The following is an 18,547-nucleotide window of genomic DNA, read 5'->3' as shown; positions in this document are numbered from 1 at the left end:
CCTAACTAATTCCGAACGCATAAGGAGAATGTGCATATGGACTATAAAGATGCTTCGCTTCCCATTCAGGAGCGGGTTCAGGATCTGATCGGACGGATGACAACGGCAGAGAAGATTGGACAACTCATTCAGCCGATGGGATGGAAGACGTATGATAAAGCAGCTGATGGTACAGTACGGGTGACGGAAGAGTTCAAAGCGGACATGGAACAGGGCGGTGTTGGTTCTCTATATGGAGTGCTTCGGGCTGATCCATGGACTGAAGTGACGTTGGAAACGGGGCTTACTCCACGCCAGGGAGCCGTTGCCACGAATGTCATTCAGCAGTATGCCATGGAGCATTCCCGACTGGGCATACCCATTTTGTTCGGAGAAGAGTGTTCTCACGGGCATATGGCGATTGGGGCCACAGTATTTCCGGTACCATTAACGGTGGGCAGCACGTGGAATATGGAGTTATACCGCAAGATGTGTGAAGCCATCGCTGTAGAGACCCGGAGTCAGGGGGGAGCGGCAACGTATTCCCCGGTGCTTGATGTCGTACGTGACCCGAGGTGGGGACGGACGGAGGAATGTTTTGCCGAAGATCCCTACTTAATCGGTGAATTCGCAGTAGAAGCCATGAAGGGACTACAGGGTGACCGCCTTGATTCCAACCAGACGATTGTGGCGACACTCAAGCATTTTGCGGCTTATGGCAGTTCAGAGGGTGGGCGTAATGCAGCACCTGTGCATATGGGATTACGTGAATTGCATGAAATAGATCTGTTGCCGTTCAAAAAAGCAGTGGAAGCCGGGGCTTGCTCCGTGATGACCGCTTATAACGAGATTGATGGTGTACCGTGCACGTCCAGTACGTATCTGCTGAATGACCTTCTGCGTGAGCAGTGGGGTTTTGATGGGTTTGTGATTACTGATTTTGGCGCCATTCAGATGTTGGTCCATGGACATAACACCGCTGAGAGCGGGGAGCAGGCCGTGGCACAGTCCCTTCAGGCAGGGGTAGACATGGAAATGTCCGGGTACATGTACCGCAAACATCTCGGTCAAGCGTTGGAGCAGGGATTGATCGAAGAGAAGGATCTGGACTTGGCTGTGTGGCGGGTGCTGGAGATGAAATTCAGACTTGGGCTATTTGAACAGCCTTTCGTAGATCCTGACTTTGCAGAACAGGTCATCGGATGTGACGACCATATCCAACTGGCGAGGGAAGTTGCGCAAGAGGGAATTGTTTTACTGAAAAATAAAGGGGCTACCCTCCCACTCAGCAAAACAGGTACGAAGCTGGCCGTCATTGGTCCGAACGCGAACCATATCTATAACCAGCTCGGGGACTATACCTCGCCACAGCCGAGAGAACAGATCGTCACGGTAATGGATGGTATAACGCGCAAGCTTGGTGCGGATTCGGGTCAGGTGCTGTACGCACCTGGTTGTCGGATTAAAGGCGATTCCAGAGAGGGCTTTGCACAAGCGCTCGCCTGTGCGGAACAGGCCGATGTCATCGTGATGGTGATGGGTGGTTCCAGCGCCCGCGATTTTGGTGAAGGTACGATCGATTTGCGGACAGGTGCGTCCGTGGTAACCGATGATCCATGGAATGATATGGAGTGTGGTGAGGGCATTGACCGGGCGTCCCTGAATCTCATGGGTGTTCAATTGGAGTTGGTGCAGGAGGTACATAAGCTGGGAAAACCCGTTATCGTGGTGTATATTAACGGTCGCCCCATTGCGGAACCTTGGATTGATGAGCATGTCCATGCCATTGTGGAAGCGTGGTACCCCGGGCAGGAAGGTGGTAACGCGATTGCGGATATTTTGTTTGGCGTTGTGAATCCATCTGGCCGCCTTACCGTCTCCATTCCCAAGCATGTTGGGCAACTTCCGGTCTATTATCATGCCAAACGCACTCGTGGCAAGCGGTATCTGGAGATGGATCTTGCGCCGCAGTATCCGTTTGGATATGGACTGAGCTATACCAAATTCAAATACGAGAATGTAAGAGTGATACCAGACGTAATTGGGCCGGATGATGAAGCACAGGTGATGGTTGAAGTCACGAATACCGGAGCGGTATCGGGAAGTGAGGTTGTGCAGTTGTATATCACGGATCTATCGGCTTCGGTCACTCGGGCTGAAATGTCACTGAAGGGTTTTCGTAAAATCTATCTGGAGCCAGGACAGACCCAGACCGTTACATTCCCTGTGCAAAAAGAACATCTCGCACTGATCGACTCCCGTCTCCAGTCTGTCGTAGAACCGGGTGAATTCAGGCTCATGGTTGGCCGCAATTCTATGGATTGGACCGCCTGCAGTCTGCACATTCAGAAGGTGGGGGTGGAGGTATGATTCGAATTCAGCGATTCATTGAAGATCTGAAGCAGTGGCAATGGCTGGATACGATCGAGCTTCCGGCGTGGGAGATGCAGAGGACCAGATACATTCGGCCAGGGGAATACGAGTACGAACAGGCAGAAGTAAATGAAGATGAGCAGGCAGACAAGGCCATGCAAAGCTTGAATCCGCTGAACAGCGTACATGGCACGACGTATTTTCTGAGCAAATGTGTGGAGATTCCTGCGGAATGGCAAGATCAGGCCGTTGGGCTGATCTTCGAGGCCGGAGGGGAAGGGCTGCTGAAGGTGAATGGCATACCTTATCACGGGCTGGATCGAAATCACGGATTCGTACCCCTTCCGCGAAGTCGGGTAGGCAATACGCCGCAGTTGGAGATTGAACTCTACGATCCGATTCCAGAGCCGCATGATCCACTCAACCGACAAGCTGTTATTCAGCCGCCTATTCAGGGCATTCGGGCAGCGTTGGTTCATGTTAATCAGCCACTGCAGAGCCTGATGTACAGCGTGACGGTACTCGCTGAGTCGCTCCGGGCATATAACGAGAAGGAGCCCAAGCGGATGGCACTTGTTCAGGTCATTCACCAGGTGATGGATGAGATGTACAATGAACCGGACCGCTGGAGTGATGCAGCATGGATACAGAACTTCGAACATGGATTAGTACAGTCGGTACAGCAGGAAGACCCGGAGGAATATCGAAGTGGCTTCATGCATCTGGTTGGACAATCCCACATTGATATTGCCTGGCTGTGGCCTGTACGTGAGACGGTTCGCAAGTCCAGTCGCACGTTCTCGACCATGTGCACCTTGATGGATACGTACCCGGATTTTGTATATTCCCAGAGCCAACCGCAGTTGTATGCCTTCGTGAAGGAGTATTACCCGGAGTTATACGAGCGAGTTAAAGCCCGCATTGCTGAAGGACGCTGGGAATTGGTTGGAGGCATGTGGGTCGAGCCGGATCTGAATATTCCGAGTGGCGAGTCGTTAGTTCGGCAGATTCTGTATGGACAGAACTTCTATCAGTCGGAGTTTGGCAAACGCTCCAACATCGAGTGGCTGCCGGATACCTTTGGCTACTGTGCTTCCTTACCGCAGATGCTGAAGCTCGCGGATATTCCTTATTTTATGACTACCAAGCTGAATTGGAATGACACCAATGCGTTTCCTTATGACCTGTTCGACTGGGTAGGCATAGATGGCACTTCCGTGCTGGCGTATCTGAACCATGGAGTGAATGAGCATACGCGGCCCAAAGATGTGAATGAACATTGGCAATCATTTAAACAAAAGGATGTGCACCCTGAGCAAATGTTGCTTTACGGACATGGCGATGGTGGTGGCGGCGTGACGAATGAGATGGTGGAGTTTGCGGAGCGATCCCATTTGATGGTGGGGCAGCCAATCAGCAAATTCAGCACGGCAGGCGCTTTTTTTGAAGACATATCGTTAAATCATCCGACGTTGCCGAAATGGCACGGGGACTTGTACCTGGAGCTACACCGCGGAACCTATACGACCCATGCGAGGAACAAACGTAGCAACCGAAAGGCAGAGGTATTGTACCGGGAAGCGGAGATCTGGGGGCAATTTGCCGGAGCTTGCGTTGCACACACGAAGAATGATCTGGATGAAGGCTGGAAGCTGATCATGCTCAACCAATTCCATGACATTATTCCGGGAACGTCGATTCCTGAAGTATACGTAACGTCCACCGAGGAGTACACGAAGGTATTTGCACTGGGTACATCCGCACTGCGGGAAACGCTCGATACCCTTGCAGAGAACATTGCAACAGATGAAGTCGATGGTCTGCCCTATATTGTATTTAACAGCCTCGGCTGGGAACGCGGAGAAAATATCGCCATTACAGGGGATGCCCACCTCACCGGGGTGGCTGCATTCGATCGTCAAGGAAACCGTCTGGCTATTGATCTGGAGCAAAAGGAAGACAAGTATACGCTGCTCGTGTATGTTCCATCGATTCCTGCTTTTGGGTATACAACCATATGGCTGCGCGAGGCACCGGATGTTATCCTTCCAGTAAGGGAAGAAGAATCTTTCCCTTCCACATGGGAAACCGAATTTTACACGCTTGAGTTCAATGACTTGGGAGAGATCACTCGATGGTATGACAAAACGGTAGGACGTGACTGGCTGAAGCCCGGTGACCGGGCGAATGAGTGGCAGTTTTTTCATGACAAACCGACATACTGGGACGCCTGGGATATCGATCCACGGTTTGAATCCCAGCGGGCAGGTGCGGTGCAGTTGATCTCCAGAGCGGTTGTACAGCGCGGGGCTACGCGAGATGTACTGCGTTTGGTCTGGAAGCTGAATCAATCGGAGATCAGCCAGGATATCATTTTGCATCGTCACCAGCGGCGTGTTGACTTCCATACGAAAGTGAACTGGAATGAGAGCCATAAGCTGCTCAAGGTGGCATTTCCGGTGGATCTGGTGGCAGCCAAAGCAGCCTATGAAATCCCGTTTGGAGCGTTAGAGCGTCCAACCCATAACAACACCAGTTGGGAGCAGGCGCAGTTCGAGGTCTGCGGGCATCGCTGGGCGGATATCTCGGAGGGCAATAGTGGTGTCAGTTTGCTGAATGATTGCAAGTACGGGTATGACATCAAGGATCGCACAATCCGCCTGTCCCTGCTTCGTGCCCCGAAATGGCCGGATGAACATGCCGATCAGGGCGATCATGAATTCACGTATTCGATCCTGCCCCACCAGGGCGATTGGCGAGAAGCTGCCGTCGTTCGCCGGGCGATGGAGCTTAATCATCCGGTGGAGGTTGTGACAGCGAACCCGTCTTCGGGTCACTTGCCAGCTGAACACGCTTGGGTTCAGTTCCACAGTGAGTATGTCATTCTGGATGCAATCAAGCCTGCAGAAGACGGCTCGGGAACGGTGTTGCGTTTCTACGAATCATCAGGAGGTCGGGAAACGGTGCAGGTTCAGTGGGCTGAAAAGGAAATTAAAGCATCCATCATTAATCTGCTGGAGGATGAGATCCATCCGTTGGTTTGTCCGAACGGAGCATTCGAACTGACATTCAAACCATATGAGATTAAGTCAGTGAAGCTTGTTCCAATGATTCCAAATACGTAATCTTCAGGAGGTATGACATGAAATTAACGAATAAGATCGGTGTCATCGTGGACAGCTTTGGCGTAGGTGTACGGGAAGGGTTGAACAAAGCCAAAGATGTAGGTGCAGAAGGTGTGCAGATCTATGCCGTCAAGGGAGAGATGGACCCGGAGAATTTGTCGCCTGCGGCGCGCAAAGAGTTGAAGAGTTATATCGATTCGCTGGGTCTCGAAATTTCAGCACTGGTTGGCGATCTGGGTGGACATGGGTTTCAGGTCAAGGAAGATAATCCGTGGAAAGTGGAGAAGTCGAAGCGGATCGTGGATCTGGCCCTCGATCTGGGCACCAACATCGTCACAACACATATCGGCATTGTTCCACATGACCCTTCCTCGGAAGTCTACGCTACGCTGCATGCTGCTTGTGAGGAGTTGGGCCAATACGCCAAAAGTGTTGGCGCATACTTTGCCATTGAGACAGGACCGGAAACGGCTGCTGATTTGAAAGGATTCCTGGATACGTTGTCGACTAACGGAGTATCGGTGAATTTTGACCCGGCGAATATGGTGATGGTGACCGGAGATGATCCGGCGCGGGGCGTTCATCTGCTTAAGGATTACATCGTACATACCCATGTGAAGGATGGTGTGCGGCTGAAGGAAGTTGACCCGCGAGACGTATACGGAGCGGTCGGTTATGCCCCTATGGATCACGATAAGATTGCCGAGATGGTCTCTTCCGGAACATTCTTCCGCGAGGTGCCGCTGGGTGAGGGTGGCGTTGATTTTGACGGATACTTTGCAGCGCTTCAAGAGATAGGTTACACAGGTTATCTGACGATTGAACGCGAGGTTGGGCTTCAGCCGGAGCAGGACATTCGCAAGGCGGTTCAATTTATCCAACAATATCGATAGGGAGCTGAGCAGATGAAAGTGGGCCTGAGCACGTATAGTTTGTTGAACGATTTGAATTCGGGTGAGATGACGGTGCTGGATGTGATCGACTGGATTGCGGCGAACGGCGGCGAGCATATGGAGATGGTGCCTTACGGTTATACCGTGGAGGATAATCACGATCTGGCGGATGCGATTCGGGAACGGGCAGCGTCTACGGGTATTGAACTGTCCAACTACTCGATGCCAGCGAATTTCGTGCAGGAGACGGAAGAGGCGTTTGCAGAAGAGATGGCTCGGGTTAAAAGGCATGTGGATGTCGTACACCGAATGGGTGTAAAACATATGCGTCATGACGTCACGGCGTTTACCCTGCCAAAGGAGAAGATGACCATCGCCTGGTTCGAGGAACATCTGCCTCTGATGGTGCGGGGAAGCCAGATCATTGCGGACTATGCTGCGCAGTTTGGCATTACCACAACCATTGAGAATCACGGCTTCAGTGTGCAGGCGAGTGACCGGGTGCAGCGTGTGCTGCATGCTGTGGATCGTCCGAACTTCAGAACAACACTCGATATTGGCAACTTCATGTGCGTGGATGAGAATCCGATCATCGGTGTCATGAAAAATCTGCCGTACGCTTCTCTGGTCCACTTCAAAGATTTTTACTTCCGTCCTTATGATGAGCATCCGGGTGAGGGTGAATGGTTTACAACGGCCTACGGTAACTTCCTGCGTGGGGCCATCGTTGGGCAAGGGGATATTCCGATCCGCAAAATTGTAAAGCTGATCAAAGACTCTGGCTATGATGGCAACATTACGGTGGAGTTCGAAGGCATGGAGGAATGCAAATCCGCATCCAAAATCGCCATGGGCAACCTGCGTCGCTTCTGGGAAGAGGCGTAACGAAGCATAATAAGGGAATGGATCAAGGGCCACTTTTCGAAGTGGCTCTTATTGTTGATCATCAGGATTCTGAACTGCCCATCGATCCAGGATCATTTCAATGTAACGCATGGTTTCGTTTGTCATACCATATACACGAGCTGACTGATCATCCTCTGGGGTGATATAATTCCAATATTTTTCTGCCAATTCTGCATTCCCTTGAAAAGTCCTTTCAGCATAATCAGAGATTCGGATAGCCAGTAACCTTGAGGCTTCGGATTCCGGAGGTTCCATCTTGCATGTATGAATATCTTTAAGAATATCGGCCCATTCCATGGATAATGAATTGTTCTGATTATTCAGGGGTAGCGATTCCATTTCTTCAGGTGTAAAAACATCTTGACGGAACTTGCCCGGAGGTTGATCCAGTTCACGGATGAAACCCAACATCTCATCCAGGCTGATTGTACCGGATGCTCTGATGGCATATATGGTTGAAAAAAGAAGATGCTCGACCTTGCTTAATCTCTCCTGCTGTTCCTTGACGACGACCAGTTGTTGTTCCAACGTATTATTCCATAAAGTGAGGGTACTCTCTGGTTCAGAGCGAGCAGCATCCTGATCGAGGAATTCTCCAATCTCATTCAATTTAAAATGCATTTTCTTCAGAATGGTAATCTGCTGAAGCCGTAAAATATCCTTTTCACCATATAAGCGATACTGATTGTTCTCATTACGGGCCGGTCGCAGTAAACCCAGCTTCTCATAATAATGCAGTGTTCGGATGGATACTCCGGTATGTTTGGATAGTTGTCCAACGGTATACACCAGGCAGATCCCTCCCTCATGATTTATGTATTCTCCACCGGCGCCATGCATTGAGCACCGCCAGAATGATCCCACCGACGAAGATTATCATCATATACAAAATAAATATTTCAGCCAACCCGTTATCTTGCGCGGTATAGTTTAACAATGCCGGTCTATCACCTGGCATAACAACGAATCTGGCTACCTCCAGGTAAGCGATATGAAATCCGATGGAGGCCCATAAAGATCCGGTCAAACTGCGCAGAAGCTGTAACGTAATACCATAGGTCAAGAGTAGGATCATATAATCCAAGGTTATCCGGTTTCCGGCATCCATACCAACGAGCTCTTGCAATAGGCTGACACTCATCGGAACCAGCAGAAAGAGTATGATTTGAGTTACATAAGCGAAAAACACAGGAAGTCGCAGTCTGGAGCGTAATCCATCATAGACCATGCCTCGCATAGATAGTTCCTCTGGCAAAGCTTCGTACAAGAAAGCAATGCAACTATTAAGTGCGACAGCAAGCAAGAACTCGGCTGAAAAGTGCCACTCCGTAATCGTAATCCAGTTGTTCATACTGGCTATCGCCAACCCGATGAAGGCTAGAGAAGTGGCAAATAATGCGCCAGAGAGCAAGTGAATTATGCTTTTTCCTGTCAGAGGAAGAAGAACGGACTTCATATGGAAGTGTCTTCGAATGATGAATAGTACGGGTAAGACGATACTAATAATGACAACAGCTTGGGTGAGATGAACCATCCACTCAGCAGCACCAATAGTGCTGACAAACTCCCCTGCGAGTGTAGCAAAAAACAGACCCAATGTCATCGTCAACCAACTCATTCCAATAATGGCTATTCCACTGCTGCGTCGTTTCTTAGTTACATATTCAGGTGACATACTCATGCTAATCCCCTCCTGAAGCCAGTATAAACCCTCGAGTTAACGTCAGGGTCAAGCAGGAAATATGCCTATCAGAATATGGTTCTGCGCCAGGATTAAGTTACGAGCAGCACAAGTGTGGTATACTGGATATATTCAGCCTGATAATAACTGGCTATGGATAGGAGATGTCACTGATCTATGCAGGTATTCGAGGACTGGAATCAGAAAGTAAAGAGGACGTTTAATGCTACGAACCCAGAGGTAGTGTTGACGGTATCGGAAGCTGGAAGTTTGCTTGGTTTGACCAAAGACCAGATGAAACTGTACGTGGACAAGAACAAACTAACGAAGGTCCCGATCATGAGAAGTGTTCACCGATACCTCTTATTGAAAAGTGAAATAGATAACATCGTTCAAGCTCGATAACTTCATAGGATTGAACACAACCATTTTACCGACAGGATTCGGGAGAGTGGTCTTTTTTTTACACTGCAAATGATCTTTATCAGATGGCTGAGCAGTATGGGGAAGCAGGCCGAAGCGCCTATATTCAGGCACGGTTCACATTTGATCTCATATGGCCGTTGGCCTATCTGTTCCTTTTGGTCGTTCTGTTATCGATACTCTATCGCGTGCTTCCGGTAAAGAGTCGCTGGCGCTGGGTGAATCTGGTTCCGATCTTAGGTTGGGCTATGGATATGCTCGAAAATATAGGTGCGTCCCTGATCATGTATCGTTATCCAGAACGTGCGCCTGTGCTTGCTGAACTCACTCCGATATGTACCCTGTTGAAATGGTGTCTGATCTATGCCAGTTTTGCAGCACTGGTTCCGGGTGTTGTGATCACTGTCCTCTACTATATACGTAGGCGCAAGAAGTAGTGGAGAGAGGGATGGATTAAGAATATGTTGGTAACCCTAATCATATAATTACAAGAGCCCAAGGAGATGAAGAACGCATGCCGATCAGCTTGAATGTGTATCTGGTAACAGACGGTAATGGACGTGAAGCGGTAGAATTTTATCAAAAGGCATTTGGAGCCGAAGTGCTCGCGCTTCAAACATTTGGCGACGGTCCGTCTGACCCTAATCATCCCATCCCGCCAGAAGCGAAAGACCGTATTATGCATGCTTCTTTGCAGATTGGCAGCTCGGTATTAATGTTGTCCGATACATTTCCAGGCATGCCGTACACTGTAGGTAATCATGTTACGGTTACCGTGAATACGGATACAGCGGAAGAAGCCAAAGCGATTTTCAACCAGTTGCAAGACGGTGGCGAAGTGAAAATGCCGATACAAGAAACGTTCTGGAGTCCAGCCTACGGTTCGGTTGTTGACAAGTTCGGCGTACAATTTCAAATTAGCGCTACGCCAGGACAAGCTTAAGAGCGTACTCTTCACTAATATAAACTTCAAATGGCAAAAACCTCCGCAATCTGCTTTGAGCAGTTGTGGAGGTTTTTTTGTGCTATTTTTTGTAATGATTCTTGATTAATCTTCCTTGATTAGCCTTCCTTCTGAATCTTGGAAGGATTGTTGATTTTATAAGGAACCGGGTTACGTGTCAGCTTCTTCTTGATAATTTTTGCTTCAAACGTAATGACATCTCCCACTTCCAGTTCCTGTTTCTTAACGGTGGCACTGTGGCTTGACCAGGCTTCCCCAACATCGATGACGTCTGGCTCCGTAATGGTGACTGCTTCATAGATTATGATTTCATCGTCATTGTCCGAGAAGTGATTCGGTACGGTGGTGAACTCTTTGACAACGGCACTCATCTTCACTTTACCTTCTGGCAGATCAATCTTGACGCTCTTAGCTTTGCTCGCTGTTTTGGCTTTAGGTTTGGCTTCACTGGCTGCCCCAGACTGAGGTCCAACATACTCTTCTACTAACCCATCCGGATCACCCTTCAGCCCCGAGGAGAATTCATCTGTGTCCGTGTCGTCCGAATCATCCAAATCCGGCGGAATTTCATCCAGGTTAACCAAGGCATCTGGAGTTTGCGTAAGTTCAGCAAGGGTAACTGGTATGACTGTTTCCGAAGTTGTCGATTCTGTGCTTCGATCTGACCCGGCATTACTTATGCTTTTGGCGCTGTAACTGGACGCTTGCATTTCCTTCAGATACGACGGGTGAATGCAATGCTTTTGACCATTATCCAGTTGAATAACAGCTGCCATGTGATCCACATATCCAATGATGGTGCACGGCATGTTTAATCCGTTTCCTTTATAATAGAACGTTTTGAGTTTGGTTGCTTTACCTGAAAGCAGGCCCCACTCCTGACATTTCTCAATCAGCTCATCTTCGTTATCCAGCGCAATAAAATCCTGCGGTTCAATCATAAACGCGTATGTCATATGGAATTTCCGCCCTTCCAATCCATTCTTCATGTTCATCGTTTCCAAATTACAACCAGTGTATCACAAATGAGCATTTTGCATAAATCGAAACGCTGAAATCTGTACTCGGAGATGAAGATTATCAACGCCTGCTCACAGAGGCATATGCTATAATTTGATCAGAATATATAGGGTAGAAGTTATATAGCATGGATATACATAGTTTAAGAAGGGATGATCTGTATGGATAAAAAGGTGAATCATCAAGCTGTATGGCTTGCTATAGGTGTTGCCATGGGAGTCAGTATTGGTACGGCTACACAGCAGATCGGACTCGGGATTGCTTTTGGCGTGGCGCTTGGCATTGTGATTGGTTCGGTGGTTAGCAAACGTGCGGGGTCAGACTCGGAACATATGCTCAGCGAACATGTCCGTGAATTGCACAAACCAGATGACTGGGAAGACGCGCTGCATCGCTCGCAGGATCATCTGGTGCTTATCCTGAAACATAGCACGACTTGTCCGACCAGTGCGAGAGCGTACAGAGAGTTTATGGCGTTTGTAGGCACCCATGCATCAGATCCCAAACAACCCATGGACTACCGCATCGTCAAAGTGATTGAAAATCGTTCATTGTCCCGCCATATTGCGGAAGAGACAGAGGTTCATCATGAGTCACCACAGGTACTTCTTCTCGATCAGGGAAAAGTCGTCAATCATACCTCCCATGGCAAAATCACAAAAAAGAGATTATTGCAGTGGGCACAGAATCCATTTGGATGAAGGGTATGAGATAGGTTTACTTTAAAAAAATCAAAAAAAATCATATCTTTGCACACGAACTTCGATTAAAATATAACTTGTCTTCATATTTATGAATCGGAGTGATCTATATGGAACAATATAAGTTCAAGTCGGAACATAGTCAGATGCTTGTTGATGCTATTGTTGAAGGATACCGCGAATATATTGATCACCGTAAAGATCGGAAGAGAAACATGAAGATTAGTTCAGCCTTTGCCTGGACAAAGGGAAATTTTATTGAGAGCAAAATCGCAGATTATTGCGGTGAACAAGGATTCACTCACAAGAAATCCAAAGCAGGTTTAACATGGGATTATCTCCAGTTCACACATGAAGAATCAAAAGTTCTGTTTCTGATAAAGAACGCAGCCTACTTTAATGAGAATAGTTTTTCCAGTGCCAAGCTACCTACGGGCGTTGACAACAAAGGTGCTTTCCGTACCTATTTACACGATCTCTCCAAGATTAATAACGATCTGGAATTTTCTTTGATTCAACCACGCCGTAATGAACATGGTGAGTTGGAGAGGGTTGAGCAACTTTCTTTTCCAATCTCAGAGAGTCAGGTCAGCCGTGTGAAAGAAGAACTTGAACATCTTGCATCTACATATAATGAGTTTCATATACTCACTTATGCTATTGATGATGCATACCAAATTTCGAAGGTTCAGCATTATCTGCCTAATCCGCATGATAATATCGCTTATTTTATAGAAGATTTATCGGACCTCATCTCTGGTGCTGAACTGGATGATAGTGAACGGGAGGCGCTTACGCCTGATGTGGAAGATATCGTTGATCCGGCAGCTTATGATATTGAAATTTTGGAAGGAGAACAGCGGGGGTGATTCCCTGTGTCGTTCAGTAAGGAGGGAGCAGCATGTTCGTTGGTGAAAATTTGACCAATTTGCGGATCATGCATGGGTATTCGAGAAAACAGCTCTCCGAACAATTAGGTGTGACAGAACAAGCAGTCTGGCAATATGAAAATGCGTATACCTCTCCGAAGGTGCCAATTGTGAATGAGTTGAAACGCATTTTCAGTGTGAAAAGCAAGTATTTTTATACGAAAGATATGCTTACACAGCGTAATAACGCAGCCAACATTGATGTTATGAACATTGCCTATCGTTCGAAAGTGATGAATGTGATATCCAAGACACAGACAGAAGCAAAGCATGTAGAATATCTGGACACGTTCATTAATTATATTACCGCTCAGATCAGCCTTCCCACACTGAATATTATCCAATTGCGGGAAGAGGCAATTGAGTATATGAACCATACAGACGATGATCGTACGACTCAGATCCATTATGTTGCCCATCTTGCGAGACAACGGCTGAATATGGAGCCATCCACGAATGAGAACCTGATGTTCCGGATCGAAAAAAGTGGTGTATATGTTTTTGAAAAAGCGATTGGTGAAGAAATTGATGCGTACAGCCTTTGGACACGAAATGATCGTCCGTTTATCATACTGGGCAACATCAAACGTTCTGCGGTTCGTAGGAATTTCGATATTGCACATGAGCTTGGTCATTTGTTGCTTCATTATCGTCTTGAATTTGTCAATCTGGACCGAAAAGAACACAAATTGATTGAAAATGAAGCTAATCTGTTTGCGGGTGCATTTTTATTGCCCGAAGAAGAGTTTTCATCGGACATGAATGAAATCACTTATAAGACGAATCCCGATCAATATCTTGATTTGAAAAATAAATGGAAGACTTCCCTACAAGTGCTGGGATACAGAGCAGCACATCTAGGAATGATGGAAGCTAAGGATCATCGTAATTTCTATGCGGCGATGCACCGAAGAGGATATCTGGAAAAGGAGCCTTTCGACAGAGAGATTCCACTTCAAAAGCCGATGCGAATTAAAACCATTATTGACCTGCTTTCCAATAAAGGTCTTGTGGATATCCGTTATATGATTGAGGAGGATTGGAAAGTGGAAACTTCCTTCTTTCATCATATGACAGGAATAAACACCGACTTTTTTAACAAGTACATGACGAACAAGCCACAAACTAGTATTAAAAATGTTAGGGAAATGCCTACACGTAGCTCTTGAAATGACTGGTAGGTAATAAACTGTTACGTAATGGATTGCTCCGTATAAAAATGATGATAGACCCGTTCTTCTCAGCCCAGAGCTGAGGAGATCGGGTCTTTTTTACGCTTTTTTTACACCTGTGGGGGCATTTCTTTACCCCTTTTTTACAGCGTTTCATATTACGATTTTACATGTAGCAGGTGCAGAGAACGGTAGAGAGAGGGAGGAAGGGCGCATGGTGAATGATGCCACGATGATTGGATTGGTTGTGCTGCTGTTTACGGTATTTTGGGGATTTGTGAAATTCTGCGAAAAGGCTTGAGAGTAGAGAGGGGGAGCGGAATGATTGTCATCGGCATGATTGTGCTCGCACTGGTGATATATCTCGGTTATGTGCTGGTGAAGCCAGAGAAATTCTGATGCTGACGATGTGCGTAATGCAGGAACAAGGGAACGTCGAATAGGGAGGAAATGTGGATATGGGTATCGGTCTAGTGCAAGTAGCGGTGACGCTGCTGATCATCCTGCTGCTGGTGAAACCGGTGGGAAAATATATAGTGAACGTGTTTGATGGACAGCGAACGGGGCTGGATCGGGTTTTTGGCGGGCCGGAGCGACTGCTCTATCGAGTCATGGGGGTACGCGAGAACGAATCCATGGGGTGGAAAAAGTACCTCACGGCCGTTCTCCTCTCCAACTTTGTAATGTTGGTGTTGATGTTTCTAGTGCTGCGGCTTCAAAAATATTTACCGCTCAATCCGGATGGGATCGGCAATATGCCAGCGGCGCAGGCATTTAATACAGCCGTATCCTTCATGACCAACACGAACTGGCAGTCGTATACGGGCGAGAACGCCTTGTCGTACCTGTCACAGATGTTGGCCGTGACGTTCCCGATGTTTACGTCCGCAGCGACGGGATTTGCGGTGGCCATTGCTTTTATTCGCGGGCTGGTAGGCCGCCGGGATGAACTGGGGAACTTTTATGTCGACCTTGTACGGTCGATTACGAGGATTTTTTTGCCGCTGAGCTTCATCGTAGCCTTATTCCTCGTGTTCCAGGGTGTGCCTCAGACACTCGCGGGAGCGGTGAACGCAACCACGCTGGAAGGCGCGCAGCAGACCATCTCACGTGGACTGGTCGCCTCACTGGAATCGATCAAACACATCGGAACGAATGGTGGCGGCTGGTTTGGAACCAATGCTGCACATCCATTCGAGAACCCGACGGCCCTGAGCAATCTGGTGCATATCGTCTGTATGATGCTGTTACCCACTGCACTGGTATACGCCTTCGGCTTGATGGTCAATAACCGGAAGCAGGGTTGGGCATTGTTCGCGGCGATGAGTTTTCTTTTCCTTGTGATGTTGACCACCGTATTTGTCTCCGAATATCGCGGTGTACCCGCGTTGGATGCAGCAGGCCTGCAAGGCAATATGGAGGGGAAAGAGGTCAGGTTTGGCATACCCGAATCGGCTTTATTCACCGCAGTCACAACAGCGGCTACTACAGGTTCGGTCAACAATATGCACGAGTCGCTCACTCCACTTGGAGGTATGGTATCACTGGCTCAGATGATGCTCAATAACGTGTTTGGGGGCAAAGGGGTAGGGCTGATCAACGGACTGTTGTATGTGATTCTGGCTGTGTTTATCTGTGGATTGATGGTGGGACGAACACCTGAGTTCCTGGGCAAAAAAATCGAGGGCAAAGAGGTGAAGCTCGCATCCATTGCCTTGCTCATTCATCCTTTGATTATTCTGGCGCCAACGGCACTCGCGCTTATGCGGCCCGAAGCCATTGCGTCCATCTCGAACGGGGGCATGCATGGCCTGACTGAAGTTCTCTATGCTTTTGCCTCGGGTGCAGCCAATAATGGATCGGCCTTTGCCGGACTAAATGCCAATACAGACTTTTACAACATCGCGATTGGTATCGTTATGCTGCTGGGAAGATATGTTTCGATGATTGCCATGTTGGCTATTGCAGGTTCACTCGCTACGAAACGGGTTGTACCGGTAACTACAGGTACGTTGCGTACGCACACACCTCTCTTTGCTGGCATTTTGGTCATGATGATCGTTGTTGTCGGCGCACTCACATTCTTCCCGTCGCTTGCCCTTGGACCGATTGCAGAGCATCTGGCCATGATTCAATGAGGGAAATGACAGGGGTACTACAGAGGAATTGGTGTAAGGACGTAACGTATGGAGGTGGCAGTGCACGATGAATGCAGTCGAACGAAAGAAGGAGCAGACGATGCAACAGATGGATACAGAAATGGTTAGAACGAAGGGCAATGAGCCAGATAACAACCGAGGTAATATTCAACGTGATCCCGGATCGAAACGGTCGTTAAGCAAGGATATGATACTTCAGGCTTCACTCGATGCGTTCAAAAAGCTGAATCCGGTGGTCATGATCAAAAATCCGGTCATGTTTATTGTTGAGATTGGTACATTCATTACGCTCTTATTATGCATCAATCCAGATCTCTTCACCGCATCCGAGGCTGGGCGCGGGTACAACATTGCCGTGTTTTTCATTTTGCTGTTCACGCTGCTGTTCGCCAACTTCGCCGAAGCACTTGCAGAAGGTAGAGGTAAGGCGCAGGCGGATACGTTACGCAAGACGAAGTCGGACACCATGGCCAATCTGGTGCAGAAGGATGGAACAATCCGGCAAGTATCTTCGACCCAGTTGAAAAAAGGCGATATGGTCCGTGTGGAAGTCGGTGAACTGATCCCGACGGACGGTGAGATTATGGAAGGATTGGCCTCCATTGATGAATCGGCCATTACGGGAGAATCCGCCCCGGTCATCAAGGAAGCAGGGGGAGATTTCTCCTCCGTTACCGGAGGGACCCGCGTCGTGTCCGATTACATCGTCATGCGTGTTCAGACCGATCCTGGGGAGTCATTCCTTGACCGGATGATCTCTCTGGTTGAGGGTGCACAGCGCCAGAAAACACCTAATGAAATCGCGCTGACCACCCTGCTCGCCGTATTAACCCTGATCTTCCTAATCGTCATTCTGACGATGGTTCCTATGGCAAATTACCTGGGTATTCGACTGGATCTGGCGACATTGATCGCACTGCTCGTCTGCCTGATTCCAACAACAATTGGTGGGCTACTGTCCGCCATTGGTATTGCCGGGATGGACCGTGTTACGCAGTTCAATGTGCTCGCCATGTCAGGTAAAGCGGTGGAAGCGGCCGGGGATATCGATACGTTGATTTTGGACAAAACAGGAACGATCACATACGGAAACCGCATGGCATCTGAGTTTATTCCCGTTCAGGGCATTACTGCGTCAGAGATGACGCAAGCTGCTTTACAGGCTTCTGTGCGAGATGAGACCCCGGAAGGGCGTTCTGTGGTGGAACTGGCAGGCAAACAAGGTCAGAGCTGGTCTGAGACGGAGTATGCGAATGCGGAAAATGTGGAATTCACAGCAGAGACTCGGATGTCCGGTCTCAATCTGAGTAGCGGTATGAAGATTCGTAAAGGTGCCGTGGATGCGATCAAACGTTATATTGCTTCCGAAGGAGGCCGTATACCTGGTGATCTGGATGAGATTGCAAATCGAATTGCAAAGGCTGGGGGTACGCCGCTTGCTGTAGCCATCGATGAACGAATCTATGGTGTGATCTATCTGAAAGACACTGTGAAGCCAGGGCTAAAAGAGAAGTTCGCTGAGATGCGCGCCATGGGCATCAAGACCATTATGTGTACAGGTGATAATCCGCTAACCGCAGCGACCATAGCACTGGAAGCGGGCGTGGATGATTTTATTGCCGAAGCGAAGCCCGAAGACAAGATTGCGGCGATCAAAAAAGAGCAGCAGGAGGGTAAGCTCGTCGCTATGACGGGCGACGGTACCAACGATGCTCCTGCTCTGGCGCAGGCCGATGTGGGCCTGGCGATGAATTCGGGCACCATGGCGGCCAAAGAAGCGGCCAACATGATTGACTTGGATTCAGACCCGACCAAGTTATTGTCGGTCGTCTCCATTGGCAAGCAGCTGCTGATTACACGCGGCGCACTCACAACCTTTTCGATATCCAATGATATCGCGAAATATTTTGCCATCATTCCAGCTATGTTCATTCTCGCCATGCCGCAGCTTCAGGCGCTGAATATTATGAATCTGGCTTCACCACAATCTGCGATCCTGTCGGCGCTGATCTTCAACGCCATTATTATTCCGCTGCTTATTCCCATCGCGATGAAAGGAGTCAAGTATCGGGCGATGTCAGCCGAACGGTTACTTGGGCGCAATGTGTTCATCTATGGCGTAGGTGGTGTGATTGTACCTTTTATCGGCATTAAGCTGATTGATATGGTTCTGTCGGGGATTCTTTAACGAGATAACAACGCTTATCAAAATTGTCCTTCTA

15 protein-coding genes are annotated in these 18,547 nt (G+C 48.4%); 12 read left to right on the top strand and 3 right to left on the bottom strand.

Annotated features, from left to right (window positions below):
- The first annotated feature begins 36 nt into the window (after positions 1 to 36).
- Genes D829_RS0122570 through D829_RS0122555 form a run of 4 tightly spaced genes read left to right on the top strand, consistent with a single transcriptional unit; the run spans position 37 to position 7,255 of the window.
- Entirely contained in the window at positions 37 to 2,349 is a 2,313-nt protein-coding gene (locus D829_RS0122570; RefSeq protein WP_017691186.1) for a glycoside hydrolase family 3 N-terminal domain-containing protein, read from the top strand.
- Positions 2,346 to 5,477, top strand: a complete 3,132-nt coding sequence (locus D829_RS0122565; RefSeq protein WP_017691185.1) for an alpha-mannosidase — start codon at positions 2,346 to 2,348, stop codon at positions 5,475 to 5,477. Before D829_RS0122570 ends, D829_RS0122565 begins: the two co-directional genes overlap by 4 nt.
- Before the next feature lie 17 nt (positions 5,478 to 5,494).
- Positions 5,495 to 6,370 (top strand): sugar phosphate isomerase/epimerase family protein, encoded by an 876-nt coding sequence (locus D829_RS0122560; protein ID WP_017691184.1) that lies wholly within the window; start codon positions 5,495 to 5,497, stop codon positions 6,368 to 6,370.
- Positions 6,371 to 6,382: 12 nt separating this feature from the next.
- Entirely contained in the window at positions 6,383 to 7,255 is an 873-nt protein-coding gene (locus D829_RS0122555; RefSeq protein WP_017691183.1) for a sugar phosphate isomerase/epimerase, read from the top strand.
- 48 nt (positions 7,256 to 7,303) lie between these two features.
- On the opposite strand, the gene D829_RS0122550 is transcribed toward D829_RS0122555, so the two are convergent.
- Positions 7,304 to 8,065 (bottom strand): MerR family transcriptional regulator, encoded by a 762-nt coding sequence (locus tag D829_RS0122550; RefSeq protein WP_017691182.1) that lies wholly within the window; start codon positions 8,063 to 8,065, stop codon positions 7,304 to 7,306.
- Between the two features lie 16 nt (positions 8,066 to 8,081).
- The gene (locus D829_RS31730; RefSeq protein ID WP_017691181.1) at positions 8,082 to 8,957 is read right to left on the bottom strand and encodes a CPBP family glutamic-type intramembrane protease; all 876 of its coding nucleotides are present in this window, start codon (positions 8,955 to 8,957) and stop codon (positions 8,082 to 8,084) included.
- A gap of 177 nt (positions 8,958 to 9,134) precedes the next feature.
- Here D829_RS31730 and D829_RS0122540 point away from each other — a divergent pair, with 177 nt between their 5' ends.
- From D829_RS0122540 to D829_RS0122530, 3 genes are all read left to right on the top strand, one after another.
- Positions 9,135 to 9,362, top strand: coding sequence for a hypothetical protein (locus D829_RS0122540; RefSeq protein ID WP_017691180.1), 228 nt, complete (start codon positions 9,135 to 9,137; stop codon positions 9,360 to 9,362).
- Between the two features lie 83 nt (positions 9,363 to 9,445).
- Positions 9,446 to 9,817 (top strand): hypothetical protein, encoded by a 372-nt coding sequence (locus D829_RS32620; protein WP_017691179.1) that lies wholly within the window; start codon positions 9,446 to 9,448, stop codon positions 9,815 to 9,817.
- Between the two features lie 77 nt (positions 9,818 to 9,894).
- Positions 9,895 to 10,323 carry a VOC family protein gene (locus tag D829_RS0122530; protein ID WP_017691178.1) on the top strand — a complete coding sequence of 143 codons (429 nt, stop codon included), beginning with the start codon at positions 9,895 to 9,897 and terminating at the stop codon, positions 10,321 to 10,323.
- A gap of 119 nt (positions 10,324 to 10,442) precedes the next feature.
- On the opposite strand, the gene D829_RS0122525 is transcribed toward D829_RS0122530, so the two are convergent.
- The gene (locus D829_RS0122525; protein WP_026081358.1) at positions 10,443 to 11,300 is read right to left on the bottom strand and encodes a hypothetical protein; all 858 of its coding nucleotides are present in this window, start codon (positions 11,298 to 11,300) and stop codon (positions 10,443 to 10,445) included.
- A gap of 225 nt (positions 11,301 to 11,525) precedes the next feature.
- On the opposite strand from D829_RS0122525, the gene ytxJ reads away from it, so the two are divergent.
- From ytxJ to kdpB, 5 genes are all read left to right on the top strand, one after another.
- Positions 11,526 to 12,065 carry a bacillithiol system redox-active protein YtxJ gene (gene ytxJ / locus D829_RS0122520; protein WP_017691176.1) on the top strand — a complete coding sequence of 180 codons (540 nt, stop codon included), beginning with the start codon at positions 11,526 to 11,528 and terminating at the stop codon, positions 12,063 to 12,065.
- Positions 12,066 to 12,175: 110 nt separating this feature from the next.
- Complete coding sequence (locus D829_RS0122515) at positions 12,176 to 12,934, top strand: hypothetical protein (RefSeq protein ID WP_017691175.1); 759 nt, start codon at positions 12,176 to 12,178, stop codon at positions 12,932 to 12,934.
- 32 nt (positions 12,935 to 12,966) lie between these two features.
- Positions 12,967 to 14,163, top strand: a complete 1,197-nt coding sequence (locus D829_RS0122510; protein WP_017691174.1) for an XRE family transcriptional regulator — start codon at positions 12,967 to 12,969, stop codon at positions 14,161 to 14,163.
- A gap of 467 nt (positions 14,164 to 14,630) precedes the next feature.
- Complete coding sequence (kdpA, locus tag D829_RS0122500) at positions 14,631 to 16,304, top strand: potassium-transporting ATPase subunit KdpA (protein WP_026081356.1); 1,674 nt, start codon at positions 14,631 to 14,633, stop codon at positions 16,302 to 16,304.
- A 208-nt stretch (positions 16,305 to 16,512) separates the two neighbouring features.
- A complete protein-coding gene (gene kdpB / locus D829_RS0122495) occupies positions 16,513 to 18,513 on the top strand; it encodes a potassium-transporting ATPase subunit KdpB (RefSeq protein WP_241230806.1) in 2,001 nt (666 codons plus the stop codon).
- The last annotated feature ends 34 nt before the right edge of the window (positions 18,514 to 18,547 follow it).

The organism is Paenibacillus sp. PAMC 26794, from assembly GCF_000316035.1.
Lineage (GTDB): Bacteria > Bacillota > Bacilli > Paenibacillales > Paenibacillaceae > Paenibacillus.
Note: the sequence above shows the minus strand (reverse complement) of the source record. Positions and strands in the feature narration are given on the sequence as shown.